The sequence below is a fragment of the Kitasatospora sp. NBC_01302 genome (genome assembly GCF_035976515.1).
In the GTDB taxonomy this organism is placed as follows: Bacteria; Actinomycetota; Actinomycetes; order Streptomycetales; family Streptomycetaceae; genus Kitasatospora.
This window is the reverse complement of the sequence record NZ_CP108404.1, coordinates 2,063,422-2,089,753: the sequence shown is the minus strand read 5'-3', so window position 1 is coordinate 2,089,753 and position 26,332 is coordinate 2,063,422. Positions and strand designations below refer to the sequence as shown.

Annotated in this window: 26 protein-coding genes and 2 pseudogenes; 18 read left to right on the top strand and 10 right to left on the bottom strand. The window is 71.5% G+C overall.

Translation table 11 applies throughout. From position 1 onward, the window contains the following. Nucleotides 1-27: 27 nt before the first annotated feature. The 7 genes from OG294_RS08460 to OG294_RS08430 all read left to right on the top strand — a co-directional run bounded on the left by OG294_RS08460 (nucleotide 28) and on the right by OG294_RS08430 (nucleotide 7,790). Complete coding sequence (locus OG294_RS08460) at nucleotides 28-1,038, top strand: type II secretion system F family protein (protein WP_327065808.1); 1,011 nt, start codon at nucleotides 28-30, stop codon at nucleotides 1,036-1,038. After that, nucleotides 1,035-1,922, top strand: coding sequence for a type II secretion system F family protein (locus OG294_RS08455; protein ID WP_327065807.1), 888 nt, complete (start codon nucleotides 1,035-1,037; stop codon nucleotides 1,920-1,922). Before OG294_RS08460 ends, OG294_RS08455 begins: the two co-directional genes overlap by 4 nt. Before the next feature lie 47 nt (nucleotides 1,923-1,969). Then, entirely contained in the window at nucleotides 1,970-2,239 is a 270-nt protein-coding gene (locus OG294_RS08450; RefSeq protein WP_327065806.1) for a hypothetical protein, read from the top strand. Further along, complete coding sequence (locus OG294_RS08445) at nucleotides 2,236-2,625, top strand: TadE/TadG family type IV pilus assembly protein (protein ID WP_327065805.1); 390 nt, start codon at nucleotides 2,236-2,238, stop codon at nucleotides 2,623-2,625. Before OG294_RS08450 ends, OG294_RS08445 begins: the two co-directional genes overlap by 4 nt. Before the next feature lie 29 nt (nucleotides 2,626-2,654). Beyond that, nucleotides 2,655-3,119, top strand: coding sequence for a TadE/TadG family type IV pilus assembly protein (locus tag OG294_RS08440; RefSeq protein WP_327065804.1), 465 nt, complete (start codon nucleotides 2,655-2,657; stop codon nucleotides 3,117-3,119). Between the two features lie 79 nt (nucleotides 3,120-3,198). Next, entirely contained in the window at nucleotides 3,199-3,648 is a 450-nt protein-coding gene (locus tag OG294_RS08435; RefSeq protein ID WP_327065802.1) for a hypothetical protein, read from the top strand. Continuing rightward, entirely contained in the window at nucleotides 3,648-7,790 is a 4,143-nt protein-coding gene (locus OG294_RS08430) for a LysM peptidoglycan-binding domain-containing protein (RefSeq protein ID WP_327065801.1), read from the top strand. The genes OG294_RS08435 and OG294_RS08430 overlap by 1 nt, the downstream gene beginning before the upstream one ends. A 127-nt stretch (nucleotides 7,791-7,917) precedes the next feature. Here the strand turns inward: OG294_RS08430 and OG294_RS08425 are convergent, their stop codons facing one another. Next, nucleotides 7,918-9,495: a hypothetical protein gene (locus OG294_RS08425; RefSeq protein ID WP_327065800.1), complete on the bottom strand. Its 1,578-nt coding sequence runs from the start codon at nucleotides 9,493-9,495 to the stop codon at nucleotides 7,918-7,920. A gap of 185 nt (nucleotides 9,496-9,680) precedes the next feature. Further along, entirely contained in the window at nucleotides 9,681-10,589 is a 909-nt protein-coding gene (locus tag OG294_RS08420) for an NADP-dependent oxidoreductase (protein WP_327065799.1), read from the bottom strand. Between the two features lie 70 nt (nucleotides 10,590-10,659). Between OG294_RS08420 and OG294_RS08415 the strand changes: the two genes are divergently transcribed. The 7 genes from OG294_RS08415 to OG294_RS08385 all read left to right on the top strand — a co-directional run bounded on the left by OG294_RS08415 (nucleotide 10,660) and on the right by OG294_RS08385 (nucleotide 16,830). Continuing rightward, a complete protein-coding gene (locus OG294_RS08415) occupies nucleotides 10,660-11,256 on the top strand; it encodes a TetR/AcrR family transcriptional regulator (protein WP_327065798.1) in 597 nt (198 codons plus the stop codon). 224 nt (nucleotides 11,257-11,480) lie between these two features. Next, nucleotides 11,481-11,654 (top strand): hypothetical protein, encoded by a 174-nt coding sequence (locus OG294_RS08410; RefSeq protein ID WP_327065797.1) that lies wholly within the window; start codon nucleotides 11,481-11,483, stop codon nucleotides 11,652-11,654. Continuing rightward, the gene (locus OG294_RS08405; RefSeq protein ID WP_327065796.1) at nucleotides 11,647-12,219 is read left to right on the top strand and encodes a hypothetical protein; all 573 of its coding nucleotides are present in this window, start codon (nucleotides 11,647-11,649) and stop codon (nucleotides 12,217-12,219) included. The genes OG294_RS08410 and OG294_RS08405 overlap by 8 nt, the downstream gene beginning before the upstream one ends. After that, a complete protein-coding gene (locus tag OG294_RS08400) occupies nucleotides 12,219-14,027 on the top strand; it encodes a putative T7SS-secreted protein (RefSeq protein ID WP_327065795.1) in 1,809 nt (602 codons plus the stop codon). The genes OG294_RS08405 and OG294_RS08400 overlap by 1 nt, the downstream gene beginning before the upstream one ends. Continuing rightward, the gene (locus OG294_RS08395; RefSeq protein ID WP_327065794.1) at nucleotides 13,915-14,355 is read left to right on the top strand and encodes a YrhB domain-containing protein; all 441 of its coding nucleotides are present in this window, start codon (nucleotides 13,915-13,917) and stop codon (nucleotides 14,353-14,355) included. Before OG294_RS08400 ends, OG294_RS08395 begins: the two co-directional genes overlap by 113 nt. A 75-nt stretch (nucleotides 14,356-14,430) precedes the next feature. After that, nucleotides 14,431-15,666 carry a toxin glutamine deamidase domain-containing protein gene (locus OG294_RS08390; protein ID WP_327065793.1) on the top strand — a complete coding sequence of 412 codons (1,236 nt, stop codon included), beginning with the start codon at nucleotides 14,431-14,433 and terminating at the stop codon, nucleotides 15,664-15,666. Between the two features lie 204 nt (nucleotides 15,667-15,870). Then, nucleotides 15,871-16,830, top strand: coding sequence for a DUF4190 domain-containing protein (locus OG294_RS08385; RefSeq protein WP_327065792.1), 960 nt, complete (start codon nucleotides 15,871-15,873; stop codon nucleotides 16,828-16,830). Between the two features lie 26 nt (nucleotides 16,831-16,856). Here the strand turns inward: OG294_RS08385 and OG294_RS08380 are convergent, their stop codons facing one another. The 6 genes and pseudogenes from OG294_RS08380 to OG294_RS08355 form a co-directional block, all read right to left on the bottom strand. Beyond that, a complete protein-coding gene (locus tag OG294_RS08380) occupies nucleotides 16,857-17,492 on the bottom strand; it encodes an isochorismatase family protein (protein WP_327065791.1) in 636 nt (211 codons plus the stop codon). Between the two features lie 115 nt (nucleotides 17,493-17,607). Further along, on the bottom strand, nucleotides 17,608-18,609 hold the full coding sequence (locus tag OG294_RS08375; RefSeq protein ID WP_327065790.1) for a GlxA family transcriptional regulator: 1,002 nt from the start codon (nucleotides 18,607-18,609) through the stop codon (nucleotides 17,608-17,610). Nucleotides 18,610-18,657: 48 nt separating this feature from the next. Next, a pseudogene (locus OG294_RS08370) lies at nucleotides 18,658-18,915 on the bottom strand (hypothetical protein); the annotation flags it as partial. A 173-nt stretch (nucleotides 18,916-19,088) separates the two neighbouring features. Beyond that, the gene (locus tag OG294_RS08365) at nucleotides 19,089-19,448 is read right to left on the bottom strand and encodes a hypothetical protein (RefSeq protein ID WP_327065789.1); all 360 of its coding nucleotides are present in this window, start codon (nucleotides 19,446-19,448) and stop codon (nucleotides 19,089-19,091) included. Then, complete coding sequence (locus OG294_RS08360) at nucleotides 19,438-20,448, bottom strand: transcriptional regulator (RefSeq protein WP_327071475.1); 1,011 nt, start codon at nucleotides 20,446-20,448, stop codon at nucleotides 19,438-19,440. Before OG294_RS08360 ends, OG294_RS08365 begins: the two co-directional genes overlap by 11 nt. 87 nt (nucleotides 20,449-20,535) lie before the next feature. Then, nucleotides 20,536-20,718 (bottom strand): annotated as a pseudogene (locus OG294_RS08355) (helix-turn-helix transcriptional regulator); the annotation flags it as partial. A gap of 237 nt (nucleotides 20,719-20,955) precedes the next feature. Between OG294_RS08355 and OG294_RS08350 the strand changes: the two are divergent. Genes OG294_RS08350 through OG294_RS08335 form a run of 4 tightly spaced genes read left to right on the top strand, consistent with a single transcriptional unit; the run spans nucleotide 20,956 to nucleotide 23,313 of the window. Further along, nucleotides 20,956-21,363, top strand: coding sequence for a hypothetical protein (locus OG294_RS08350; protein WP_327065788.1), 408 nt, complete (start codon nucleotides 20,956-20,958; stop codon nucleotides 21,361-21,363). Beyond that, a complete protein-coding gene (locus tag OG294_RS08345) occupies nucleotides 21,360-22,016 on the top strand; it encodes a hypothetical protein (RefSeq protein WP_327065787.1) in 657 nt (218 codons plus the stop codon). The genes OG294_RS08350 and OG294_RS08345 overlap by 4 nt, the downstream gene beginning before the upstream one ends. Beyond that, nucleotides 21,980-22,834: a protein kinase domain-containing protein gene (locus tag OG294_RS08340; RefSeq protein ID WP_327065786.1), complete on the top strand. Its 855-nt coding sequence runs from the start codon at nucleotides 21,980-21,982 to the stop codon at nucleotides 22,832-22,834. The genes OG294_RS08345 and OG294_RS08340 overlap by 37 nt, the downstream gene beginning before the upstream one ends. After that, the gene (locus tag OG294_RS08335; protein WP_327065785.1) at nucleotides 22,831-23,313 is read left to right on the top strand and encodes a GNAT family N-acetyltransferase; all 483 of its coding nucleotides are present in this window, start codon (nucleotides 22,831-22,833) and stop codon (nucleotides 23,311-23,313) included. The genes OG294_RS08340 and OG294_RS08335 overlap by 4 nt, the downstream gene beginning before the upstream one ends. A gap of 212 nt (nucleotides 23,314-23,525) precedes the next feature. Here OG294_RS08335 and OG294_RS08330 read toward each other — a convergent pair whose 3' ends face one another. Both OG294_RS08330 and OG294_RS08325 read right to left on the bottom strand, forming a co-directional pair. Then, a complete protein-coding gene (locus tag OG294_RS08330; protein WP_327065784.1) occupies nucleotides 23,526-24,044 on the bottom strand; it encodes an HAD domain-containing protein in 519 nt (172 codons plus the stop codon). Nucleotides 24,045-24,121: 77 nt separating this feature from the next. Continuing rightward, nucleotides 24,122-26,140: a putative Ig domain-containing protein gene (locus OG294_RS08325; RefSeq protein WP_327065783.1), complete on the bottom strand. Its 2,019-nt coding sequence runs from the start codon at nucleotides 26,138-26,140 to the stop codon at nucleotides 24,122-24,124. Between the last annotated feature and the right edge of the window lie 192 nt (nucleotides 26,141-26,332).

Sequence of the window (26,332 nt, the reverse complement as noted above, 5' to 3'; positions counted from 1 at the left end):
CGCCCGCCCCACCCGAGAGGGTTTCTGATGCTGCTCTTCGTCCTCTGCGGGGTCCTGCTCGTCGGCGGGCTGGTGGTGCTGGCCGCCGGGTTCGCCGGGATCGGGATCGGCGGCGCGGAGCGGGCCGCGCCCGGACCGCTCGCCACCCGCGCGCACGTCTTCTGGTACGGCGCACCCGGCGTACCGGATCCGCGCACCCTGCGCACCCGCCGGATCCAGCTCGCGATCTCGCTGGTCGCCACGCCGGTGGTCTGGCTCTTCAGCGGCATCGTGCTCAGCGTCCTGCTGGTCCCGCTGGTGGTCTTCGGCTTCCCCTGGCTCTACGCGGCCACCCGTTCGGACACCCGCCACATCGTGCGGCTGGAGGCGCTCGCCGACTGGACCCAGCGGCTCTCCGACGTGCTGCTGCTCGGCACCGGCCTCAACCAGGCGCTGCTCACCAGCGTGCGCACCGCGCCCGCCGCGCTGCGCACCGAGATCGAGGAGCTGGCCACCCGGCTGCAGGCCCGGTGGAGCGCCGAGGACGCGTTGCGGGCGTTCGCCGACGGCCTGGCCGACGCCACTGCGGACAAGGTGCTCGCCGCCCTGCTGCTGCGGGCCGGCGACAGCGGTCCCGGGCTCAGCCGGGCGCTGTCCGACCTGGCGGAGTCGGTGCGCGAGGAGGTCCGCCAGCGCCGCGCGATCGAGGCCGACCGGTCCAAGCACCGCACCACCATCCGGTGGCTGGTCACGATCATCTTCGGGGTGATCGTGGTGGGCTCCTTCAACGACCGCTACACCGCCCCCTACGGCACGGTGCAGGGGCAGTTGGTGCTGGCCGCGCTGGCCGGGCTGTTCGTCGCGGTGATCGCCTGGATGCGCTCGCTGGCCGCCCACAAGCCGCTGCCCCGGCTGCTGGAGCCCGATCGCCGCAGCCGGGTCGGGGCGCTGCCGGCGCCGGAGGACGAATCGCGGGCCGCCGGGGCGCCGTCCGCCGCAGCCCCGCGGCGCGCGGCGTCCGACGGTGCCGAGCCGCCGCTGCTCAAGGAGTCGCGATGATCTCCCCGTGGGCCGTGCTCGCCGGCTGCGTGGCGGCGGCCGGCCTCGCCCTGCTGATCGCCGAACTCCGCCCGGCCCCACCGGACCTGGGCCAGGCGCTGGAGCGCCTGCACCGCGCCCCGGCCCAGCACCGGGAGAGTGCGGCACAGGCCGGGGCCGCCTGGTACGACCGGCTCGGCGACCGCTCGCTGGCGCTGGCCGGCTCCCGGGTGCCGCTGCAGTCCCTGGCGCTGATCGGACGCACCCCGGCCCGGTTCATGGCGCACAAGCTGCTCTTCGCGCTGATCGGCCTGGTGCTGCCGGGCTACCTCTCGGCGATGGCGGTGTTCACCGGCTTCGCGCCGCCCGTCGCGCTGCCCGCGCTGGTCAGCCTGGCGCTGGCGGCGGGCGGCTGGCTGGTGCCGGACGCGATCGTGCAGGGCGAGGCCAAGGAGGCCCGGACCGAGTACCTGCACGGCATCGCCGCCTACCTCGAACTCGTCGCGCTGGAACGGGCGTCCGACCACGGGCCGGCCGAGGCGATGCGCCGCGCGGCGGCGGTGGGGCGGGGCACCGTCTTCCGCCGGATCCAGGACGCCCTGGAACGGGCCGCCACCGACCGCCTGCCCCCGTGGGACGGTCTGGACGCGCTCGCCGCCGAACTCGGCCTGACCCCGCTGCAGGACGTCGCCGACATCATGCGGATCTCCGGCACCGACGGCGCCGCGGTCTACGACACCCTGCGGGCCCGGGCCAAGGGCCTGCGCAACGAACTGCTGGCGGCGGAGCTGGCCGAGGCCGGCGCCGCCAGCGAGCAGATGGTCGCGCCGGGCGCGGCCCTCACCCTGCTGATGACCGTCCTGATCGTCTACCCCGCGCTCTACCAGATGCTCCATGCGTTCTGACATCCCGTCCGGCCCACCGGACTCCCGTCCCCCGAGGAGAGCGAACCATGAAGACCCTGCGCATCCTGGCGCAGCAGTTCCTGCTGCCCCTGCTGCTGCCCGTGACCTTCGGCGCGGCGCTGCTGCGGATCCACGGCGGGCGGGCCAAGGCCGCCCGGGCCGAGGGCGACCGCGGTGCGCTCAGCATCGAGATGGCGCTGATCGTGATCGTCGTGGTGGCGATCGCGGGCGCCGTGCTGGCGGCCGTGAGCAGCTTCGGCAACACCGTGAAGAAGACCGTGCCCACCACGCTCCCCACCGGGATCCCGACGCAGTGACGGCGGATCGTCGGGAACGCGACCGGGGCGCGCTCACCCTCAGCTTCGCGCTCGTCTTCCCGATGATCCTGCTCCTGGTGATGCTCGTGGTGCAGACCGCGCTGCTCTGGTACTCGCAGAGCGTGGCGCTGGCCGCGGCGCGCGAGGGGACGGATGCGGGACGGGTGCTGGGCGGCACCGACCAGGCGGCCACCGACCGTGCCACGGCCTTCCTGGACGGATTCCGCGGCCTGCTCGGCACCCCCACCGTGGACCGTCCGGTCCGCACCGCGGACACCATCACCGTCACCGTGCACATCCACCCGCTCTTCCTGCTGCCCGGGTTCGACGGTCTGACGGTCTCCCAGCGCGCGCAGGCGCCGATCGAACGGTATGTCGGGCCATGACGGCGCGACGGGAGGGGAGGGGGTGCGCGGTGGCGGGTGCGACGAGCGGCGCGGACGGGGGCGCGCGGCCCGCCGGAGCGGCCGACCGGGGCAGCCTCGCGATCGAGGCCGCGATCCTGGTCCCCGCCATCGCGCTGCTCTTCAGCCTGGCGATCATCATCGGCCGGCTGGAGACGGTGTCGGGCAGCGTCGACGACGCCGCCCGGGTCGGTGCGCGGACGGCCTCGCTGGACCGGTCGGGGCAGTCCCCGCAGACGGTGGCCGAAGCGGCGGTCAGGCAGGCGCTCGCCGACAACGGCGTCAGCTGCCGCCCCAGGGTGACGGTGAACGCCTCGGTGGTGCCGCTCGACGCCGGGCCGGTGCCGCTGAACGGCGTGCGGGTCGACGTCAGTTGTCCGGTCCAGGTGAATGATCTGTTCGTGGTGTGGGTACCGGGCGAGGTGACGTTGACCGGCTCCTTCACATCGGTCATCGACCGCTTCCGTTCGCAGTGACAGCGGGACGGGCAGTGAGGTCGGGACAGCACGACGGCGCCGTGGCAGCACGGCCGGACGAAAGCCCTGGGGAGGGGACGTGAGGGTCCGTCGGGGTGGCCGCGACCGCGGCACCATCTCGATCTTCGTGGCGCTCAGTGCCACCACACTGATGCTGTTCCTGGGCATCGTGCTGGACTGCGGCGGTCGCCTGCGCGCCATCGAGCGGGCCGACGCACTGGCGGCGGAGGCGGCCCGGGTCGGCGGTCAGCAGATCGACCAGGCCGCGCTGCTGGGCGGCGAGGGACCGAGGATCGACACGGCCGCCGCCTACGCCGCCGCCAACGCCTACCTGAAGCCGTACGGCCTGTCGGCCGAGCCGCCGGATCCGGCGAACCCGCCGCCGGCCACGGCCACCAGCATCACCGTCGTGATCAACACGACGTACCGGACCGCCCTGCTGGGGTTGTTCGACACACCGACCCTGACTGTCCATGGATCCGGCTCCGCCACGGTGGTGGACGGCCGCGAGAACACGGGAGGCGCCTGATGGCCGCACCACGAGCCAAGGTCCGTGCCCGAACGGGGAGTTCCCCGGACGCGGGCCACCCTGCCGACGGCCGGACCACGGCCGGCCCTACGGCCCGCGGCCGGACCGCTGCCGGCCGGGGGAGCGCCGGCCGTGGCGGGGCGCGTCGTCCGCAGCCGCGCCGTCGCAGCGCCCTGCGCGCCGTGCCGGCCGCGCTCGGGGCGCTGCTGGTGCTCGCGCTGCTGCTGGTCGGGGTGCCCGCGCTGCTGCTGTACGGCACCCAGGCGGTGGCCGCGATGGGCGGGGAGGGCCACACCAGCCTGCGCGAGGTGCTGACCACGCCGGACGACGGGCGGCTCTTCCTCTGGGCGCTGGTCGGCATCGGCTGGCTCGGCTGGGCCTGCTTCGCCTGCTCCGTCCTGCTGGAGATCCCGGCCCAGCTGCGCGGCCGGGTGGCCCGCCGGATCCCCTCCTTCGGCTGGAGCCAGCGGATGGCGGCCGGCCTGGTCGGCGCGGTGATCGCGCTGCTGCCGGTGGCCGGTGCCTCCTTCGCGGCCGGTGTACCCGGGCAGTTGGCCGCCGCGGCGGCACCCGCCCAGCTGGTGGCCGCGCCGCAGTACGCCGCGCTGGCGGCGGCACCGGCCACCGCGGACCACCTCGCGCTGCCGGCCGCCGACCCGCAGCCCCAGCAGCCGACCTACACCGTGCGGGACAGCCGCCCGGCCGACAGCCTGTGGTCGATCGCCGAGCACCAACTGGGTTCGGGCGACCGGTGGCAGGAGATCGCCACGCTCAACGCCGGCCGGGTGATGGACGGTTCCGGCGAGCGCTTCGACGCCGACCGGCCGATCCAGCCGGGCTGGCAGCTGCTGATGCCCGCCGACGCCAAGCCGGCCGGTGCCGCGGGCGGCGGCCCGAGCGGGCCGGCCGCGCCGGCCGCGGCGCCGGAGTCGACCGGCCAGCAGGGCGGCCAGGCCCAGCCGGGCGGCCAGTCGGGGGAGCGGCACGCCACCGCGACCGTCCAGCAGGGTGACACGCTCTCCGCCATCGCCCAGCGCGAGCTCGGCAGTTCGGACGCCTGGCCGCAGCTGTTCGACGCCAACAAGGGGGTGCGGGCGCCGGACGGCGAGACACTGGACGATCCGAACATGGTGGTCCCGGGCATGGTCCTGAACATCCCGGGCGCGCCCGCCGCCCCCGCGCCACCGGCGGCCCCGGCGCAGTCGGCGCCTGCGCCGCAGTCCGCACCGGCGCCGGGGTCGGCGCCCGCCGCCCAGGCACCCGCTGCGCAGTCGCCGGCCCCGCAGGACCCGGCGCCGCAGCCCCCTGCCGCCCAGGCGCCCGCCGCGCCGCACTCCACCGCGCCGTCCGCCAAGCCGTCGGCCGAACCGTCCGTCAAGCCGTCCGTCAAGCCGTCCGTCAAGCCGTCCGTGAAGCCGTCCGTGAAGGAGACCGCGCACCAGGGCTCCGGGGGCGACGATTCGCTCAGCGACTACACCGCCGCGCTGACCGCCTCCGGCATCGGCGTGCTGCTGGCCGCCGTCCTGGTCGGCGCCGTGGCGCACCGGCGCGGCGCGCAGCAGCGGGCCCGCCGCCCCCGGCACCGGATCCCGATGCCCACCCCGCCCGCCGCCGCCTTCGAGGCCGAGCTGCGGACCCGCCAGAACAGCACCGGCCTCGACCTGCTCAACCGCTCGCTGCGCACCATGGCCCGCAACGTCAGCCGCACCGGCAAGCGGCTGCCCGCGCTGGCCGCCGTCCGGGTCACCACCGGCGGCACCGTCGAGCTGCACCTGGCGGCCCCGGCCGTCCCGGTCGCGCCGTTCCGGGCCGCGCACGCCGCCAACGTCTGGTGGTGCTCGGCCGACTCCACCGACCTGCTCTCCACCGTGCAGGCCGCCAAGGTGCCCGCGCCCTACCCGGCCCTGGTCGCGCTCGGCACGGCCCCCGACGGTGCGACGGTCCTCGCCGACCTGGAGACGGTGCGGCTGATGCACCTGGCCGGCCACCCGGACGACGCACGCGGCGTGCTGCGCGCCCTCGCGCTGGAACTCGCCCACAGCCGGCTCGCCGACAAGCTGAGCCTGCACCTGGTCGGCTTCGCCGAGGACCTGCCGGTCTCCGACACCGTCGCCGACCGGGTGCACCGCTACCCGACCCTGGAAGCCGCCCTCGTCGCGCTGGAGACCCGCACCGCCCGGGCCCGCTCCTCGCTGGTCGCGGTCGGCGCCGCGCATCCGCGTGACGCGCGCAGCCGGGGCCACGCCGACGACGCCTGGGTGCCGGAGATCGTGCTCTCCGCCCAGGCGCCGATGGGTGACGTTCCGTCGGAGCTCGGCCGGCTGCTGGACGGCCGGCCGCGTACCTGCCTGGCGGTGATCGCCCGGGCGCCTGAGCGCGGCGCCGGTCCGGTGGCCCGCTGGACCCTGCCGAGCAGCGGCCAGGCCGTCCTGCCCGGTCTGCACCTCGGCGTGCAGCTCCAGCGGTTGACCGACGAGCAGTACGGGCACTGGACCGAGGTGCTGGAGACCGCCGCCTCCACCGCCCAGCACCCGGCCCCCGCCTGGACGGTCGACGGCGCGGAGCTGGAGCCCGCCGATCTCCCCAGGCCCGTGCCGGTGCTGGCGGGCGTGGGGGCGGGCGCCGCCCCGTTCATCGGCGGCTCGCTGCCGGACGGGCCGCCGGAGTCCGGGCCGCGGCTGATCGCCCGGGTGATCGGCACCGGCGCCAGCCCGTTCGCCACCGTCGACCCGGCGGCCTCGCCCGGGGGTGGCACGCCGCCGGTCTCGGTGGTGCGTCCGGTGCCGCTCCCGGCGCCGACCGCGAGCGCGCTGCCCGCCGTCGGCGCCGGGAGCGGCGGGATGGCAGGTCCGGTCGGTCCGGTTGGTCCGGTCGGGCCCCGGCACGGTGTCAACGGGCGGGGCCTGCGGGTGAGCAGCGGCCAGTCGGTGCCGCCCGCTCCGGTCGCGCTGCCCGGTCTGTCGCCGTTCGCCGGTCGACTGCCCTCCGGTGAAGCCGGGTCGCCCGTCGACGCCACCGTCGAGCCAGTGGTCGAGGCCGAGGTGGTGGCCGAGGCGGAGTCGATCCCCGAGTCGATCCCCGAGTCGATGCCCGAGTCCGCGTCCGAGGCCGAGAGCACCGCCGAGCTCCCCGTTGTCGAACCGTCCACCGGGGCCCCGGACCTCGCCCCGGACCTCGCTCCCGACGCCGACCCCGAGCCCGCGCCCGACGCCGAGCCCGCCCCCACGCACGAGCCCGCCCCCGCGCCGAGCGGCGTCGACCCGCGGGTCCCGTTCCGGCCCGAGCCGGTCCCCGCCACCCCGGCGGGCGGAACTCCCGTGCCCGGCACGGTGATCGCCCGCACCGACGCCGACGACCTGCTCGCCATCCTCCGCTCCCCGGAGGCGCACGCGATCCGCACCACCCCCCGGGTGCGCCTGCTCGGCCCGGTCGACGTGCTCGGCCCCACGGGCGCGGCCGAACCCATGGCCGTCCCCGCGCTCACCGAACTCGCCGCCTACCTCGCCCTGCACCCGGGCACCGACCCCGCAGCCGTCGACCGCGCCCTGCACCCGGGCGACCACGCCCGCCCGGACCAGGCCCCGCCGGCCACCCTCGCCGCCCTGGCCGACTGGATCGGCAGCGACCCGGACGGCCGCGCCTTCCTGCGCCAGGACGCCCAGTCCACCGGCACCTGCTACGCCTTCGCCCCCACCGTGACCTGCGACTGGGACGAGTTCCGCAGCCTCTACCGGCGCGGCATGCGCAGCACCAGCACCACCGCCGACGCCGCGCTCGCCCACGCGCTCGCCCTGGTCCGCGGCGCCCCGTTCGCCGAGGCCCCGACGGCCGGCTACGGCTGGGCCGAGACGGCGCGCCAGGACATGCTCGCCGCCGTGGTCGACACCGCCCACGAACTCGCCGCCCGCCGCCTGCAGTACGGCGACCACCGCAGCGCCGAGGCCGCGGTCTTCCGTGGCCTGGCCGTCGCCCCGGACGTCGAACTGCTGCACCGCGACCTGTTCTACGCCTACGCCTCCGCCGGCGCCCGCGATCAGCTCCTCAAAGCCGTCAACCGATTGGACGCCCTCAGCCGCCGCACTGGCCGCAGCCTCGACCCCGACACCGTCGCCCTCCTGCGCGACCTCCTCTCCAGCCCGTGACCTCGAGTCCCTGAACGACGACGACGGGCGGCACCAGGCCGGCTACGAGAGCCGCCTGGTGCCGCCTGCCGCCCGCCGCCGTCGATCCGTCGGTGGCGGCGCGGTGGTTCGGACGGTGCGGTTCGGACTACTTCGGGCAGGTTACGGCGCCCATGACGATGCCGCTGAAGGCGCCGGTCATCATGCCGATGGCCACTCCGGGGGGACCGCCCAGGAGGCCCATGACACCTGAGCTGACGATGCTGGTGCCGATCTTCGCGGCCATGCACTTGTCGTGGGCGTCGCTGCTCTGGGAGGCGGGAGCGGCCTTGTAGGACGCCACTGCCACCATACGGACGCTCTTCTCGGTGGCGGCAGAAGCGATGGGGTTGCCGTCGCCCAGGGAGAAGGTCGGGGGCGCGATGGTGCCGGTGACGGTGTCGCCGGTGACGCCCTCGATGGTCTGGGTGACGGTAGCGCCGTTGACCGTGAGATCTGCCTTGTGGGTGACACCGCTGGCGTCAGTGACGGTGCCGGGCATGACCGTCGCAATCGTGGCGCCGTCGGCGTCGCTGACCTTGACGCCGCCCTTGACGGCGGTCAGCTTGCCGCCCTTGGGCACGTCCATGACGGCCGATGCGGTCGTCGCGATGGCGGTGGGCTTGACGTCAGCGCCGGTGGTGCCGCTATCGGGAGGGGTCTCACCGGTGTGGGCGACATACATCGTCGAGCCGGCCGTCGAGTTGATGACCGGGACCGTGACGGTCGCGTCGGTCGTCCACGGCTGGTTGTCGGTGTCGAACGTCCAGGTGCCGGTGACCTTCTTGCCTACGGCCGCGAAGTCGACCCAGGCATAGTTCTTGGAAGGGACGTCCACGGCGATGCCGTTGATCGTCGACTCGTCCGAGGTGTACGTCTGCGTCGCGGTCAGCTGGCTGCTGATCATCGCCTGGACCGGGGTGGAGACGCCGACGGAGGTGGACACGCCCGCGGAGTACGACTGTGCCCAGCCGGAGTGGTAGATCGTGGTGAAGATCTGCTTCATCGTGGCGCTGGTGTCGTTGTACCAGACCGAGGAGGCGGGCTGGCGGGGCAGGGCCTCGGGCTGCCCTTCGGACTTCTCCGTCCACGAGCAGGTGGCGGTCTTCTTGGAGCACAGGTCGCTGTAGTAGTCGAGCGCCAGGCTCCTGGCCTCGGCCGCGTTCGCGGCGGGTATCGTCCACTCCTGGCTGGTGCTGCCGTTGCAGGCGTTGGGCTGGGCGAGGATGCCCCACAGGTGGAGGCCGCCCCGGTTGTCCATGCAGTACTCGGTGCCGGTGGTGTCGTCGCGGCGGATGATGCCGAAGGTGTTGGGCTTGCCGTCGACGGGGCGGAAGTGCCACTCCTCGCCGGTCTTCCCGCAGGACTGCTGGATGGCGGGCTGTGAGGCGTAGAGGCACTTGCCGGAGGAGGTGTTGGCGATGTCGAACGTGCCGGGGTCGCCGAGCTTGATCAGTCGCCAGTTCGTGTAGTTGGTGCCGTCGGGGGTGACGGAGATCTGGTTTCCGTCGTTGTTGCCGGTCGCGTTGAGGGTGCCGTACGGGCTGGTGAAGGTGTAGGCGTCGGTCGTCGCGGCGCTGGCCGGGGTGGCGCTCGCCGGGGCGGCGGCGAGAACGGGCGCCAGGAGGGTCAGGGCAACGGTCGGCGCGGTGAGGAGTTGCGCGGCCTTCTTCAGGGTCCTATTCATGATCACTTCCTGTGGTGGCGTGCGCGGTTCCTGGGGGCAGGGCGCACTGATGGCACCGATTGTGGTGTCGCCGCAGCCCGGCCGACAGGACAGCGCACCGGCCATATATGACCGGCCGTCAAGGCCCACTGACCTCGGCATTTCCCCAGGAACCACTGCTCACGAAGTCGCTCCCCCTGCACGGGTCAGGGGATCACCACCCGGCGCCCGCGCGTGTGGCCGGCCCGGCTGTCGACGTGCGCCGCCGCGGCCTCGGCGAGCGGGTACGACCGCTCGACCGGGATGTGGAGCCTTCCCCGCGCGATGAGGCCGACGGCCTCGGCGAGCGCCGCCGGCACGCTCCCGGCCGTTCCGGAGAAGCGGACGCCGAGCTCCGGGGCGGCGAGATCGGCGATGGAGACGACCGTCCGCGGATCCCCGGTCAGCTCGACGAGTTCGCGGATCACCCCCGAGCCGGCCAGGTCGAGGGCGGCGTCGACCCGGCCCGTTGCCCGACGCGCCAGCTGCCGCACCCGCTCGACCCAGCCCTCGCCGTACGTCGTGGCGAGGGCGCCCAGGCCGCGCAGGTAGTCCTGGTTCGCGGCGCCGGCCGTGCCGATCACCGCGATGCCGCGCTCGCGGGCGATCTGCAGCACCGCCGATCCGACACCCCCGGACGCACCGCTGACCAGCAGCGTCTGCCCGGACCGCACGCCGACCTGGCCGATGATGCGCAGCGCCGTCTCCATCACGGAGGGGTACCCGGCCGCCTCCTCGAACGTCAGGCCCTCGGGCATCCGGGCCCAGGCCGACAGCACGGCGAACTCGGCGTAGGTGTCCGCGCCTTCGCCGAACACGTGGTCGCCGACCGCGACCCCGTCGACGCCCTCGCCCACCTCGTCCACCACTCCGGCGGCGTCCAGCCCGACCCCGGCCGGCAACGTGATCGGGTGGGCACCGAGGATCTGGCCTTCGCGGATCCTCCAGTCGACGGGGTTCACGCCTGCTGCCCGCACCGCGATGCGTATCCGCCCCGGGCCCGCGTGGGGCTCCTCGGCATCCACGAGCTGGAGAACGTCCGGACCGCCGAACTCGGCGAAGCTCACTTTCTTCATGCCGTGGACCGTAGCACTAACGGTTAGTGTTTTGGAACGGTTATTGATTCGTATCTGCTAGTGTCCTGGCATGACCGAGCCGCCCGGACGCCGCGAGCGCAAGAAGGCCGCGACCCGCCAGAAGATCGCGGACACCGCCCTGCGGCTCTTCCTGGACCGTGGGTACGACGCGGTGGGCATCCGTGACGTGGCCGCCGAGGCTGACGTCGCCGTCACCACGCTCTTCGCGCACTTCCCCTCGAAAGAGGCCCTGGTCTTCGAGCGCGACGACGACTTCGAGCAGCGCCTCACCCGAGCGGTCACCGACCGCCCGCCGCACGAGCCGCTCATCCCCGCGCTGCGCTGCGAGATCCACGCCCTGGTCCGCCACTGCACGGCGGACAGCGCCGCCCCGGTCTGGCGCATGATCGACGAATCACCCGCCCTGCGCGCGTACGAGGAGTCGATGCGACTGCGCCACGCCGACTCCCTGGCCACCACTCTGGCCGCCGCCCCCGACCTCCCCCTCACCACGACCGCCGCCCGCACCCTCGCGAGGTTCGTGATCGACGCCTACTCCCTGGCCCGCGAGGCCGCCGAGCCGGCGGCCGCGGTGGACGAGATCTTCGAGATGATCGACGCGGCCTGGAAGGTCGCCGGTCCTCCGCACTCTTCTCATCGTGAGTGAGAGACTGTTCATCCGGTCAGGAAAGGGAGCTGATCGCCCCACACCCGATGGGAGGATCTGCGTGCTCCGGTGCTACGCCAGTACCTGGGGATCCGAGCCCGAGCAGTACCTGGCCTGAGTCAGCTGATTCACTGCTCGGCTCGCAATGCGACCGTATAGCCTTTTCCATCTGTTCAAGTGCTGACGGATTTGCCGGGGGCGTGGGACGCATGGGTACGGTGGGCATGGCGGAGCCGGTGGAGTACCTGACGGTGTACGGGTGGCGGCTCCTCGATGTTGCGGTGCCGATGCTCGGCGTACCGGCTGGAATCGCGCTGGACGTGGCCGGGACAGCACCGTTCCTGTCGCCGCCGGTGGTCGGGGTCGTGCCGGATGCAGTGGCGGTGGAGCGTGGCTGACTCGTATCAGGTGGATCCGAGGGCGCTGGACAGTACGGCGAAGGGAATCAACGATGCGATCGCGGAGCTGAAGGCGCTGGGCATCGACGAGGCCGCCGAGCAGGGGCGGGGATTTTCCGGTCTGGAGTTGACAGGGATGCAGGTCGGCAATCCCGGACTTCAGTCGGCTTTCTCGGACTTCTGCGAGCGCTGGAGCTGGGGCGTACGCACGTTGGTGCACGACGGCACCGAGATCGCTGCCCGGCTGGGTCTTTCCGCGGGCAAGTACTACGACCAGGAGCAGTACGCCTCGGGCGTATTGAAGGACGTGGTGAACGCGGCGATAGGCAATCCAGACCTGACGCAGAGCCAGGTGGAGGCACGTTCTTGGAGCAAGACCTTCGCGGACAATCCAGTCACCCAGGTGGCGAACGCCGACTACTCGAAGGCATCCCTCGACAAGGCCGCTGCCGACTCGGCCGCGACGTGGAAGGCGGAAGGCAAGGACATGGAAAACAGTGTTCCGTTGCCCGGGGTGCCGATGGTCGTGAAGTCGATGGAGCAGCAGGCGGGGGCTAAGGGCTGATGGGGTTCCTGGACGACATCGGTGATGGTGTCGAGGGGCTGTACGAAGACAGCAAAAAGGGCTTGGGGATGACCGTCGATTCGGTCTCCCACGCCGCGGGTGGAGTTCTGGACGCGGTCGGGTTCCGTGATGCGGCAAGGTCGGTGAAGAAGTTCGGCGACCACATCGCCGACGATCTCGGCGCGCAGGTCGGCGAGATGCAGTTGGGCGATTCGGACGATCCTAAGGACCTTGTGCATGGCGATGCGAAGGCGCTTGGCGAGGTAGCAGCCAAGCTACGAAAGTTCCACGATGCCTTCCAGGAAACGGGCGGTGGGCTGCAGGCGCTGGACTCGTCGCACTGGCAGGGGGCTGCGGCAGACGCCTTCCGGAGCCGCTTCGAACCGCACCCCCGACTGTGGCTGACAGCGGCAGACGCCTGCGTGAATGCGGCGGAGGCGTTCGACCGGTTCTCGCAGGCCGTCACTTGGGCACAGGACCAAGCCAGGCAGGCGATCGATGCGTACAACGCGGCACAGGCGGCCTTCCGGGAGGCGCAGGACGCGTACAACGTGAGTGTCGAGAGCTACAACACGGCCGTCAAGACGTACAACATGGCGTCGCAGGCCAAGCAGGATCCGGGACGGAGGCCCACCGACCCGGGCCCGTTCCAGGACCCGACTACTGGCCAGCTTGCCCATGCCCAGGACCTTCTGCGCGGTGCGCGGGCCGCTCGGGACCGGGCGGCCGGCAGTGCGGCTGCGGCGGTGAAATCGGCTACCGCTACGGCGCCGACTGAGCCGAGCTTCACCGAGCGGATGAAGCTTGACTCGGTTGACCTGGCCGAGGGCGGGTGGACCGGCGTGACTCATCTCTATGGCGGTCTGGCCAAGGGTGCGGCGGACATCGTTGACTTCGGGCGCAGCCTGAACCCGATGGACCTGTACAACATCACGCACCCGGCTACCTATCTCGACCACCTCAACAGTGTCGCCGCCGGCTTGGTGCACGCCGAGTTCCATCCGACCGATGTGCTAAAGGGTCTGGTCGGGTCGGGCTGGGGCTCGGATCCGTTCGAGGCGGGCGGCAAGTTCATCACCAACGTGGCATTCGGTGCGCTGACCGATGGCGGGGGAGAGGCAGCCAGCACCGCGGAGATTGCCGGAGTCAACGCTGCCAAGGACACGGGCGAGAATGCGGGCAAGGGCGTCACCGAGAACGCAGGAAAGGACGCTGCGGTCGGAGGGGCGGGCGGTGACTCCACGGCCGAGGCCGATGACTACGCCCGATGGGCGCACATGAGGGAGTTCGCTAGTCGGCCCAAGGGACCGTGGGGGCACCTTGCCAAGCCTGCCGACGGCATCGAGTCCAGTGCCATTCACGCTGGTTCGGTGGATCCGGAGACCGCGCAGCAGTTCCTCGACGACCAGTACCCGTGGATGCGCGACGTCAATCGGCCCCGCTTCGAAGACGGTACGCCCGGCTACAACCAGAACTGCTCGGAGAACGTCATCGCGGTCAACAAGCAACTGGACGGCATCGAGGCCACTGCCGATCCGTTGCTGGAGGGCCGTTGGCCTGACCCGGCCCGGTTGGGCAATCCGGATGCAAGCTGGGAGGATCCGCATACGTACGACAACATCATCCAGGATCTGAAATCGCGTGGAGAAGGCTCTCGCGGTGTGGTCTACATCAGCCGTGCGGACGGCACGGCGCATGTGTTCAACGCGCTCAACGATGGCAATGGCGTCGTCTTTCTGGACGGCCAGACCGGAAGACTGGGTCATCTGGAACCAGCGACCGGCATCAGATACCTTCCCTACCGCTAGCCGATACAGGAGCGAGTCGCACATGCTTTCCCGAAGCGAGGCCCACGACCGGGCCATGGATTTCCTCGATCAGCACTACGCGAAGGATCCGATGACCATCGTGCTGCAGCCCGAGCTGACAGCCGAGCACGACTGGGCCTGGGCTGTACGGTTCGACTCCCAGGAACACCTCGACACCGGCGACATCTTCAAGGCACCGTTCACCCGGCTGCTGATCGTCCCCAAGGATGGCTCGCCAGTACACTTCCCCCCGACCAGCTTCACTCTCGAGCAGACGGCGCACTACCTCGCCACGGGCCAGCGCCCCGGGCACCAGACGGAGAGTTGAAGTCCTGTGCCCCTGTCGGTCAGCGAAGCAACCGCCCAGGCCCGAAAGTGGCTTGCCGTCACCTACCGTGACCAAGTGGAACTGGCAGTCCCGAAGCCGGTCGCTCAATCCCCCGAGGCATTCCTGTACAGCTGCCGGGTGCTGCCGCAGCTGGGATTCCAGCCCACCCCGATGCTCAGCGCCTCCCTGGTGGTGCCGGTCAACGGCACCGGACCGTTCCACCCGGCGACCGACCGGCCGTGGGCCGATCTCGCCTCGCTGGCCCAGGACCCGAGGCCGCGGACCCAGGCCGGTCAGGCGCATCGCCTCAACGCCCGTGGCTGCGTGGTGGTCATGGACGGCATGATCGACGGTGTGCGGAGCAGTGCGCTGCCCTGGCGGCCGTACCAAGAGGCACCAGGCTGGTGGAGTCGACTGCTTCGCCGCCACTTCGGCCAAGCGGAGGTGGCTGTCTGCGACAGCTGGGACGAACTCATCGGTGCTGTCCAGGCGAGTGGCCCGGACACACGAGGCGTGGTGTGGGTACGGCGCGAGGTCGGCGGCGAGGAGGCCACCGGTCATCTGCTCTACGCCCACAACAATCAGGGGAACGTCGTTCTGCTCGACCCGCTCGCTGGCGGTTTGGCGCAACTGGAGCTGGAGCACGTCCGTCGGCTGACTCTGGCGCGGTTCCGTCGGGGTGCGCAGCCGGAGGCAGGATCTCAGGAGCCCTCGCGTCCAAGGGCGATGGACTTCCACGCGGCGAAGCACAAGGCCCAGGCGTGGCTGGACCAGCAGTACGGCGGGCAGGTGCTGCTAGTGGACCCACGGCCGGGCGACGAGGGGCCGCGCGGTTGGCTGTTCGCCTGCAACACACAGGCATTCCTGGCGGGAGGCCGCCGCGAGGATGCGTTGCTGGACGCAGCACTGGTGGTCCCCAAGGATGGCCGTCCGCCGTTCGGTCTGCCGAACTCCTCGCCCTGGAGCTGGTACACCCAGTGGTCGAGCGGACGCGATGATCTGCCACTGCCGCCCGCCCCGGCGCCGCTGGGCTGGTTCGAGCGCACGATGAGCTCGCTCGGCGGGCTGATCCGCGTGACAGACCACACCGCGTGGCCGACCGTGCTGGCCGAGCTGGCCACCCTGCCGACAGGTGTACGCGCCCTGGTCTGGGTCCGGCGACTGGACGGTCGAGGCCGCGAGTCAGTGGGCCTGCTTCTCAACGCTGGGTTGACCGAGCGTGGGCTGGTGCTCCTGGATCCGAGCACTGGCGAGCCCGCCACATTGGAGAGTGATGGCGTCACCGTGATGCATCTGCTCCGGTACCGCTGAGACCGCTGCCGACCTGCACCCGGAAGCGGGGCCGTCCGGCACCTGCCGCGGTGTCGACAGCGTTGGCCGCGGCTCGACCTGTTTGCCGGCCCCCGAGCCGCGCTTTCGCTGGCACGGGTCTGGGGGCGGGCGGTCGGCATGATCCGCTAGAGTCCGGCCACGGTCGGACTGCTGTGTGGGCAGTGGGCTTGGGGGAGCGGGCAGATGACGGACGCGGCGGGACCGGACGGCGGGGAGGCGGTGCGACCGCAGGACGCGGTGTCGCCCGGGGCCGGTGCGGGTGATCCGTGGGCGCCGCCGCAGGATGCCGTTCCCGCCGGGTACGCGGGGCCGCCGCCCGGGAGCGGGCCGTACCAGTATCCCTATCCGTATCCGTACGGGCAGGCCGGGCCGTATCCCGTCCCCTCCGACGGGCGTCGGGTGGTCGAGGGGACCAACGGGCTGGCCATCACCGCGCTGGTCACCGGGGTCACCTGCTGCCTCTGGCCGGCGGCACTGGGCTTCGGAATCGGCGCGCTGATCCAGCTCCGGCACCGTCGCCAGCGCGGCCTGGGGATCGCCGTCGCCGGGGTGATGCTCGGGGTGCTCGGGCTGGTCATGGGGGTGTTCGGCGCGATCCTCGGCCAGTGGCACTTCGCCGTGGGCGGCGCCAACACCTCCGGCACGTCGGTGTCGGACTCGCCGCTGCCCGCGCCCAGCTCCAGCCCTGCCCCGCCGACCCCTGTCCTGACCCAGGCTCAGCGGGACTTCCTGACGGACACCGCCGAGATCAAGGCGCAGGACCGGATCCTGAAGATGCCGGAGACCGACCCCGGGATGGCGGTCCAGGAGTCGGGGTGGACGGCTCAGGCCCTCGCGGACAGCGCGGCGATGCTCGGCCGGACGCAGTGGCCGGCCGAGGTCAAGGACCAGATGGCCGTGCTGGTGAGCGCTTTCCGGGCCGACCAGGCGGTCTGGAACGCCGCCGCCACCAACACCACCGACCCCGTGGGCGCCTACCAGGCGGCCCTGCGGACCAACGCTCCCTCGACCGCCGAGGCCGCCGCCCGCAAGGCTCTCGGACTCACGGACGACGACCGGCCGGTCGACCCGGGCACGACCGCGACCCCGCCCGCCCCGGACGGCACGCCGCCGGACGCCCCGCCCGCGCCGCCCGCGGTCTGAGCCCGCCTCCGCCTCGCCCGGCGCCGCTACCCGAGCCCCGGTGCCGTCAGCTCCGCCACCGTGACGGCGACCATCCCGAACAGGTCACCGATCGTGGTCAGCGCCGCTGCCTGCAGCGTTGCCGCGGGCAGTACGGTGCCGTCGGGGCCGGCCAGCGGGCGGGTGGCGGTGGCCTCGGCGACGACGGTGGGGCGGTAGCCGAGGGTGAACGCCCCCTGGGCGGTGAAGGCGACGCACAGGTGCGTCATGAAGCCGGCCAGCACCAGCTCCGTCCCGGCTCCCAGCTCGCGCAGCACCTTCTCCAGGTCGGTGGCGTGGAAGGCGTTGGGGAACTGCTTGACCACGACGCGCTCCCCGTCGACGGGCGCGACCTCGGCGCAGATCGCGCCGATCTCCGCCCGGATGTCGTACGGGGTGCCCTCGCCGCCGTCGTTCACGACGTGGACCACGGGGATGCGGGCGGCGCGGGCCGCCGCCAGCAGGCGGGCACCGGCCGCCAAGGCCTCCCGGGCACCCTCCAGCGCCATCACCCCGGTGGTGTAGGTGTTCTGGAAGTCGATCAGGACGAGTGTCGTGTCGGCGAGCCGCGGCAGCCGGCCGTCCAGGCCGATCACCTCGCGCAGCGTCGCGGAAGGGGTCACAGGGGTCAGGGGAGCAGTCATCGCAGGATTCCTTTCGAAGAGGGCAGGCATGACGACGGAGGGGTATGACGACAAACCGGCATGACGACAGAGGGGCACGGCGTGCGCGTGTGCCCGGAAATGGACGGACGAGGGATCAACCAGTGGTGCGGAAGCGGCGGCGGTAGGCCGCGGGTGTGGTGTCGATCTGCTTGCGCAGCGCCCGGTGCAGGGTCTCCACGGAGCCGAACCCGCTGGCGGCGGCGACCTGGTCCAGCGGCTGGTCGGTGCTCTCCAGCAGGCGGCGGGCCGCCTCCACCCGGACGGCCTCGACGTAGCCGGCCGGACTGCTGCCGGTCTCCTGGCGGAAGACCCGCGCGAAGTGCCGTTCGCTCAGCGACATCCGCCGGGCCAGCGCCGCCGCGGACAGGTCGTCGTCCAGGTGCTCGGCGATGTGGGTGCGCAGCTCCTCGATGTCCCGCCGGGAGGCGGCGGGCCGGCTCAGCGGCACCGAGAACTGGCTCTGCCCGCCCTGCCGCTTGAGGTACATCACCAGCTGCCGGGCCACCGCGAGCGCGACCTGCTCGCCCAGGTCCTCGGCCACCAGGGCCAGCGTCAGGTCCATGCACGCGCTGATCCCCGCGCCGGTCCACACCCGCCCGGACCGGACGAAGATCGGGTCCGCGTCCACCGTCACCGCCGGGTGCTCGGCCGCCAGTTGGGCGGCGGTCGACCAGTGGGTGGTGGCCCGCTTCCCGTCCAGCAGCCCGGCCGCGGCCAGCAGGTGCGCGCCCACGCAGACCGACGCCACCCGCCGTGCTCCCGGCGCGACCGCCTTCAGCCAGGCCACGACGGAGTCGTCGATCCGGGCCACCGGCCCCTGGGGGCGCAGCTCCACCGCGCCGGGCACCAACAGGGTGTCGAGCACCCCGCCGGCCTCGGCGACCTCCGTGACCTCGGCGAACGACAGGTCGGCCAGCAGCCGCACCCCGGCCGCCGTGACGACCTCGCCGCGCGAGGGCCCCGCCAGCTGCACCCGATAGCCCGCGCGGCCACCGGTCTCCCGGTTGGCCAGCGCGAACACCTCGGCCGGTCCGGTCACGTCGAGCAGGTCGACGTCCGGGAAGACCGCGATGACGATACGGCGGGTGGTGGGCATGCCCCCATCGTTGCCGCCGTCCGGCGCCTGCGCAATGACGCCCTTCTGTCACATCCGGACACGGGGCGCCCGCAGCCAGGCGTCTAGGGTGGCGAAGTCGGTGTCGGTCAGGCCCAGGCCCGGATCGACCCGGTGCAGCAGGGCCGGGCCGGGGTGGTGGGCGGCCACCCCGGCGCGGTCGTTGTCGGTGATCTCGTCGTCCACCCAGGCGAAGGCGCGCCCGGCGGCCCAGTCGACCAGGGCGCGGGTTTTCCAGTGCAGGCCGCTCCGCAGATCCTCGGCGGTGGGCTCCGGCCAGTCCACCATGAAATACGAAGTCAGCAGGGGGCCGCTACCGGGTCATCCGGGCCCTGGGCGACAGCCGCCACCGGCCGCTCGGGTTACCTCACCCCCAAGCCGCCGACCCAGCCGGCCATCCTGAATCACTGGAACTGCCCTCCCCGCCCCGGATGAGTCGGGGAGGTGCAGACGCAGACCGCTCAGGAACCAGTGAGCTCGATCGCCTCGAAGATGTCCGCATCAGTCTCCTGCTGCCAGGCGGGCAGGTCGTTCCAGTCGGCGACGTAGCCCGGCTTGGGGTTCTCGATGTGCTTGTGGATCTGAGCAATCCAACACGTCGCGACGAAGCGCCCCTTCTGCTCCCGGGAGAGCTTTGACGTATTCCCGTCGCTCACGCTGATGAAGTCGCGGACCTGGCCGTACACGGCAGCGGCGCATTCGCGTTCCCATTCCGGTGTCTCGTCCCATGGGGCGACGTAGCCGGCCTTCGGCTCGCCCGGGTAGTGCTTTGACACGCCCGCGATCCACGCTGCGCGGAAGATCTGGCCGTCAGACGACATGCGTCACTCCTTCGTAGGCGGCGCTGTCGAGCGCCGAGATCTGCTGGTGCAATGCTGAAGCCCGACCATCGGCCATGAGCGGGAGGAGGCGGCTCTTGACGTCCTCCAACTTCCTCCCGATATAGCCCGAGCCGGTCTGGCTCGCAAGCTCCAGAGCAGCGTGAGTGTAGTGGCCTGCCTGATCGAGATCGCGGCGTTCGGCACCCAGGGCCGCCAACTCCGCGAGCACCGCTCCCCGACGGCGCGGTGAGAGCTGCTGCGAGAGCGCGGTTGTCAGCGCTTGCTCTGCCAAGTCCGGGCGGCCGAGCGCGAGATAGCAGGTCCCACGCTCCTCGGCGAGGCGTGATCCGTCGAACCGAAGCCAGCCGCCATTGTGAAGCTGCCCGGACAGGTTGTGTACCTGCTCGGCGCCGTCGAGCGCGCGCTTGGTCGCATCGAGGTCGCCGAGGCCCGCATGCGCCTCCGCTTGGACCGCTGCCACCCAGTATCGGGTCGAGAGCTGACTGTCTCCTCGTTCTGCTACCTGAGACGCAGCTGACAGAATCGGAGCTGCGACGGCAAAGCGGCGCTCGTAGAGTTCGACAAAGGCATGCCTCGTCAACGCACAAGCCCACATATCGAAAGCTCGCGCCTCTTTGCTGGCGCTGGCGGCCAGTATGTAGCAGTGCGTGGCAACGGGGTACCTGTTGGCGTCGAAGAAGATCTCGCCAGCGAGCTGATACAAGTCTCCCACCAGCGCACAGAGCTGCTGGCGCGACGCATTGCTCTGGCTCTCGCCCAGCCCCTTGGCCAGGAGACCCAGTTGGTGCCGAACCATCGGGTACACGGCCTGCTTGGAGTCGGAGAGACCGAACAGTTTCCAGAGGTACGTGTTCAATTCGGGCCCGGTTTCTACCAGGGACGCAGCCGCTCCGGGGCGAGACAAGGGTGTGTCGGAGCCCGGCAGGGCAATGAGCGCACCGGTCACGGCGAGCAGGCTCAAGACATCGCGGCGCTTCATGTCGTCAGTATCACCAGAAGGAGGGGCAGCGGCGTAGACCACCGAGCGGTCAGGGGCTGTCACGTCTGGTGCGAGGAGGTCCGCCAGCCCTTCAGGGGTGACCTTGAGGACCCTTGCCATCTTGGGGTGTACGTACCCCTGGGGATCGGTCGCGCCAGCCTCCCAACGGGTAACCGTGGATACCGCTACCCCTAGCTCGTTGGCGAACGACTCCTGACTGTAGCCCAGTGCTCTGCGGCGCTCGGCGAGACGCTTCCTCCTCGGAGCCACGGGAGCCTCCGCTCAGATCAAGAAGCCCGAGGTCAGGCCGGGCGGTGCGTTGATTATGCCTGACAGGTGCTCACTTTCCGCTCTGGTTCGGGGTAACTCCTCGGCCGTTCACTGGATGCAGCTACTTCGAGCGGCGAAGGCCCGGTGGAAACGGACAGCGCCGGGCCGGGGCCTGCACCACCTTGCACCAACTCTCGGCCGTCTGGTCGAGCAGAGTCAACCCGATTGGAGAGACACATGCACACGGCCATCAAGCCCAGCGTCGAACTGGACGAACTGGGCAAGTTCTTCACCATCGCCGCGCGCCGGTTCGACGCCGGCCAGGCCGCGCCCCAGATGTTCTCCACCGCCATCGACTCCGTGTGGCACGCCCTCGTTGCGGACCCCGACGCCCACCACGACTTCAGCCTGCACCACGCGGGCCGGGAGCTGACCCACGCCGAGATGACGGGTCGCGGGCCCATCGACTGGGTGAGCACGTACGAGGAGGCGTACGGGCCGCTGCCCGAGATCTGGTTCACGAACGCCGATGGCACCGTGAACACCGAAGCCCTCGCGCAGTACCGGGAGACCGGAACCGTGGTCGCCGAGTGGGACTGCGGTCCTGTGGAGGGCGGCGATGGTGACGGTGTGACCACCAGGTGATCACCGCACCTCACGAAGGGGCGTCCCGGCTGACCGCCGGGGCGCTCCGCCTCACCGAGGCCCGGTCGGAGAACCCGGCCAGCATCGACGTGGGCAGCTACCTCACCGGGCTGTACGAGCACTGCCCCTTCCTCCGGCCCTCCACCGTGCGCCGGATGACCGGGTGGACCGTCTACGAGATCACACCCGGATCCCACCGGTACGCAGTGGAGGCGGAGTTGTTCTACGCCGGTGTCCAGGCCGCGGAATGGGTCCGGCCGCTCATGGGCCGGCCCAGCGGTGCTCTGGCGTGCGAGAACGTGGTGATCCTTAGGCACTGCGGGGACCTCGACCACCGCGAGCTGTTGGCCTGGCCGCACTGGGCGTTGAAGAACCTCTATGGCCCTGTCGGCGTGATGTTCGGCAAGTTCACGCAGGGGGCAGTGGAGACCTCCCGTGCCGGTCGGAGCATCCCGCCGCCGCCCTTCTCGTTCCTCCCGGTACGGGCGGCCGTCCGCCCGCTGGACCCAGTGCTTCTGAAGACAACGCCCGACCTCGCGGCGGCGCTTGCCGTGGCGGATGACGACGGGCGAGACGTGTTCGAGCGCATCCCTTGTGAGTGGAAGGCAGTACGAGAATGGGCGAGTTCACTCCCGATGCCGCTGAGGCCCTGAAGGCCGCGGAGGCCGTCTGTGGGCCGGTCGAGCTGGAGGAGATCAGCGACCGGCGCGGCTCGGCTGTTTGGAAGGCGACCGGTCCGCTCGCCACGGTCAGTATCAAGATCGGCACCGGGGAGGCCAGCGAGACCACGGCCCGCGAAGCCGCCGTACTCGACCGGCTCACCGGCTACACCGTGGCCGCCGGCCGGTTCGGCGAGGGCGTCTGGTACGTCACCCCGTGGTTGTCCGGACCGAGCACCTGGCGAGTCTTCCGACCGCTCCGGAAGGACCGCGAAGCCGACCGTACAGAAGCCAAGGTCGGGGCCGTCGCCCTGGCGCTCGCGGTGGCCGACCTCCACGCGGACGGGTGGGTGCACGGGGACATCCAACCGGCGCACGGCATCCACACCGAGAGCGGCGACGTCCGGCTCATCGACTTCGCGTGGTCCCGCAAGCTCGGGACCCCACCGCCGTGGACGGCCTTCGACGGAACCATGGTCCACCTGACCGCCCCCGAACTGGCCGCCCGGGTCTCCACCGGCCCGCAGCCCGTGGAGACCACGCAGGCCGCCGACGTGTACGCCCTGGCCGGAACGCTCTGGGCCTGCACCACGGGGAACTGGCATCTCGACTACGAGGCCGCCGCGATCGACCGGCGGATCGTCGGCCCCGCAGGGCTGCGCGACGCCATCGCCGCCCGCCGTGTCCCGCTGGCTGCGGTGACCCGGTGGCCGGACTTGCAGGCCATCCTGCGTGAAGTCCTGCTCTCCGAGCCGGATAGCCGACCCAGCGCCAGCGAACTCGCCGCCCTGATCGGCACGCTGGACACGTGATCGAACTGCGTGAGCTGACCCCCGAGGATGCCGAAGCGCTCCAGCAGATCTACAGCTCCGAATCGACCGTCTTCCTCGGGCGCGGACCGATGGACGAAGCCGAAGCGCTGCGCTACCTGGCTGCCGCGATGGCCGCCGCAGCGCAGAGGCCGCGCATGCGGTACATCCTTGGCATCGCCGTGCGCGCCGAACTCCTCGGCGTCATCAAGCTCAACCTGGACGGCCCTGGAGCCTCGGTCAGCTACATCCTGCGCGTGGATGCCTGGGGCCAGGGCTACGCCACCGAAGGGGTCCGCAAGATCCTCGCCCTGGCCTTCGGCTCCCTCGGTCTGCCGGAGGTCCGCGCCAAGCACCACCCGGACAACGCGGCCTCGGGGCGCGTCCTCACGAAGTCCGGCTTCACCCCTGCCGGCACGGTCGGCGGGTTCGAGATCCACGTCATCCGGCCGAGTGCGCCCCTGCCTTTCCGGCCGGCTTGAGGCCAGCCCCCGAGAAGTGAGAACACCATGGAACAGCTCTCCTCGTCGCGGCGGTGATCGCCGTCGCGGCCAGCGGCATTCGATTCAGGCGTACGGACTCGGCTCGTCCGCGCAAGCACCCGCCGATTGGAGATCAGCCTGACGATACGGCGGGTGGTGGGCATGCCCCCATCGTTGCCGCCGTCCGGCGCCTGCGCAATGACGCCCTTCTGTCACATCCGGACACCGGGCGCCCGCAGCCAGGCGTCGAGGGTGGCGAAGTCGGTGTCGGTCAGGCCCAAGCTCGGATCGACCCGGTGCAGCAGGGCAGGGCCGGGGTGGTGGGCGGCCACCCAGGCGCGGTCGTTGTCGGTGATCTCGTCGTCCACCCAGGCGAAGGCGCGCCCGGCGGCCCAGTCGACCAGGGCGCGGGTTTTCCAGTGCAGGCCGCTCCACAGGTCCTCGGCGGTGGGCTCCGGCCAGTCCACCACGGGCAGCTGTGGCAGGCCGAGTCGCGGGGCGAGGTACTCGTTCGCATCGGTCGTCCAGGCCGTTGCCCAGACCAGGTCACACGGCAGGGCCAGCAGCCGGGGGCCGTGCGCGGGGTCGAGCCGGTCCAGGTACGGGTCGGGGGCCGGGTCGTCCCGCAGCGGGTCGGCCGGCGCGCCGCCGCTGGGAAACCGCGGTGCCGCCGCTCCGTAGGGCAGCAGGGGGCCGTCGACGTCGAGGAAGAGGATGGGGGAGCGCGGCATGGCCGCACCCTAGCGAACGCGGACGGCTCCCGCCTCAACCCCGGAGGCGGGAGCCGTCGTTGCGCTTCGTCGGCCGACTACTGGACGTTGATCGCCGTGTCGTCGAGCACGAAGGAGGTCTGGTACTCGTTGTCCTCGGTGCCGGTGAACTTCAGCGTGACGTTCTGCCCGGCGTAGGCGGACAGGTCGAACGTGTGCTGCGCGTAACCGGTGTTGTGGTCCAGGTTCGAGTAGCTGTGCAGCGTCGAGAGCACCGTGCCGGCGCTGTTCAGCACCTGGACGGAGAGCGTGTCATAGGCCTTGGTGGTGCTGGTCTCGGCCGTGTCGACGTGCAGCCAGAAGCTCAGCTGGTAGCTGGAGCAGCCGGTCGGGAGCGTGACGGACTGGGCGAGCGTGTCGGTGTGCGTGCTGCCGTAGCCGTCCAGCCAGGCGTCCCAGCTGCCGCTGTGCGGCGGCTCGGAGCTGCTGTTGCTGACCACGCCGGAGGAGGTGCTCCACGGGGAGGCGCTGCCGGTCTCGAAGCCGGGGTTGCCGAGCAGCTGGGCCGCCGTGCAGCTGCCGCCGCCGGCGGGGTTGACGGTCCAGCTGAAGGTGGTGCTGCCGCTGGCGTTGGTGCCGTCCGTGGCGGTGACCGAGACGGTGCTGGTGCCGGCGGTGGTCGGGGTGCCGGAGATCAGGCCGGTCGAGGCGTTGATCGACAGGCCCGCGGGCAGCCCGGTGGCGGCGTAGGAGAGGGTCTGGCCGGAGGCCGAGTCGCTCGCGCTGACCTGCAGGCCGGCGGCGGTGCCGACGGTGCCGGTCTGGTTGCCCGGGTTGGCCACGGTCACGGTGTTGCTGCCGCCGCCGCCCGGGTCGACCGTCCAGCTGAACGAGGTGGAGCCGGAGGGGCCGGTGGAGTCGGTGGCGGTGACCGAGACGGTGCTGGTGCCGGCGGTGGTGGGGGTGCCGGAGATCAGGCCGGTCGAGGCGTTGATCGACAGGCCCGCGGGCAGCCCGGTGGCGGCGTAGGAGAGAGTGCCGCCCGCCGTGTCGGTGGCGCTGACCTGCAGGCCGGCGGCGGTGCCGACGGTGCTGGTCTGGGTGCCCGGGTTGGCCACGGTCACGCCGGCGCTGCTGACCTGGTTGAAGTCGGCGGTGAAGGTCGCCTCGATGCCGTTGAGCACGCCCGGGTCGCTGACGATCAGGCCCAGCTCGCGGTTGTGGTTCAGCGAGTTGTCGGAGAAGTTCTCCGAGCCGGCGAAGACCTTGGCGCTCGACGTGCCGTAGTCGGCGACGATCGCCTTGGCGTGGACGTAGAAGCCGGTCGAGCTGGTGTAGGTGGTCACCTTGCCGCCGGCGGCGGTGACCTGGTTGAGCTCGCTGGTGTAGGTGCTGTTCTCGTTCTCCGCCACCACCCGGACGGTGACGCCGCGCTGCTCGTCCGCGACGATCGCGTTGACCAGCGCGGTGTCGCCGAACTCCTCCTCCTGGACGTCCAGGCTGTGCTGGGCGCCGTTGACCAGGGCCAGCAGCTGGGTCTGCGAGTCGGTGGGCGACCAGACCAGGTCGTCGCCGTCGGAGGGGGTGATCGAGGTCTTCGCGTAGTCGGCGTTGAAGACCTGCTCGATCGCCGCGACGTCCTTGGCGTCGGTGTCGAAGACCCCGTAGTCGCGAGAGGTGGCGTAGTACGTGGTGTCGAAGTTGCCCGTGCTGATGTAGGACTTGGCGCCGTCGACGGTGATCGTCTTCTGGTGGGTGTAGACGAAGCTCGACGAGGAGTAGGTGACCCCGACCCCGGCGGCGGACAGCGCGCTGTAGGCGGCGCTGTTCACCGAGGTCTGCTTGGAGTCCAGGATGACGCGCACCGGTATACCGGCCTTCTCCTTGGCCACCAGGTCGTTGACCAGGGTGGTGTCGCGCAGCTCGTAGATCGTCACGTCGATCGACTTGGTCGCCGAGTTGACGAAGTTGTAGATCGCGCTCTCGCCCTGGTCCGGGAGGATGACCAGGGAGTACGTGCCGGTGGCGGCGTGGGCGCCGGCCACCGGCAGCAGGGCGCTGGCCGCGGCGGTCGCACCGGCCGCGAGGGTGAGCAGAGCACGACGCGTGTGTCTCATTCGGGTCTCCGGACGTAGTCGACGGGGAGTTCCACGCGCGTAGCTCTTGGGGTGCAACGCGCGTAGCACTCAAGTAAGACACAGGCCTGATGGCGCGTGAAGTGTGCGCGCATGACAAGTAATTGAACAGCGGGACGACGGGAGACGGCGGTGGCCGATAATCGGTTCTCATGTTTGCTGGGGGCTGCGAAC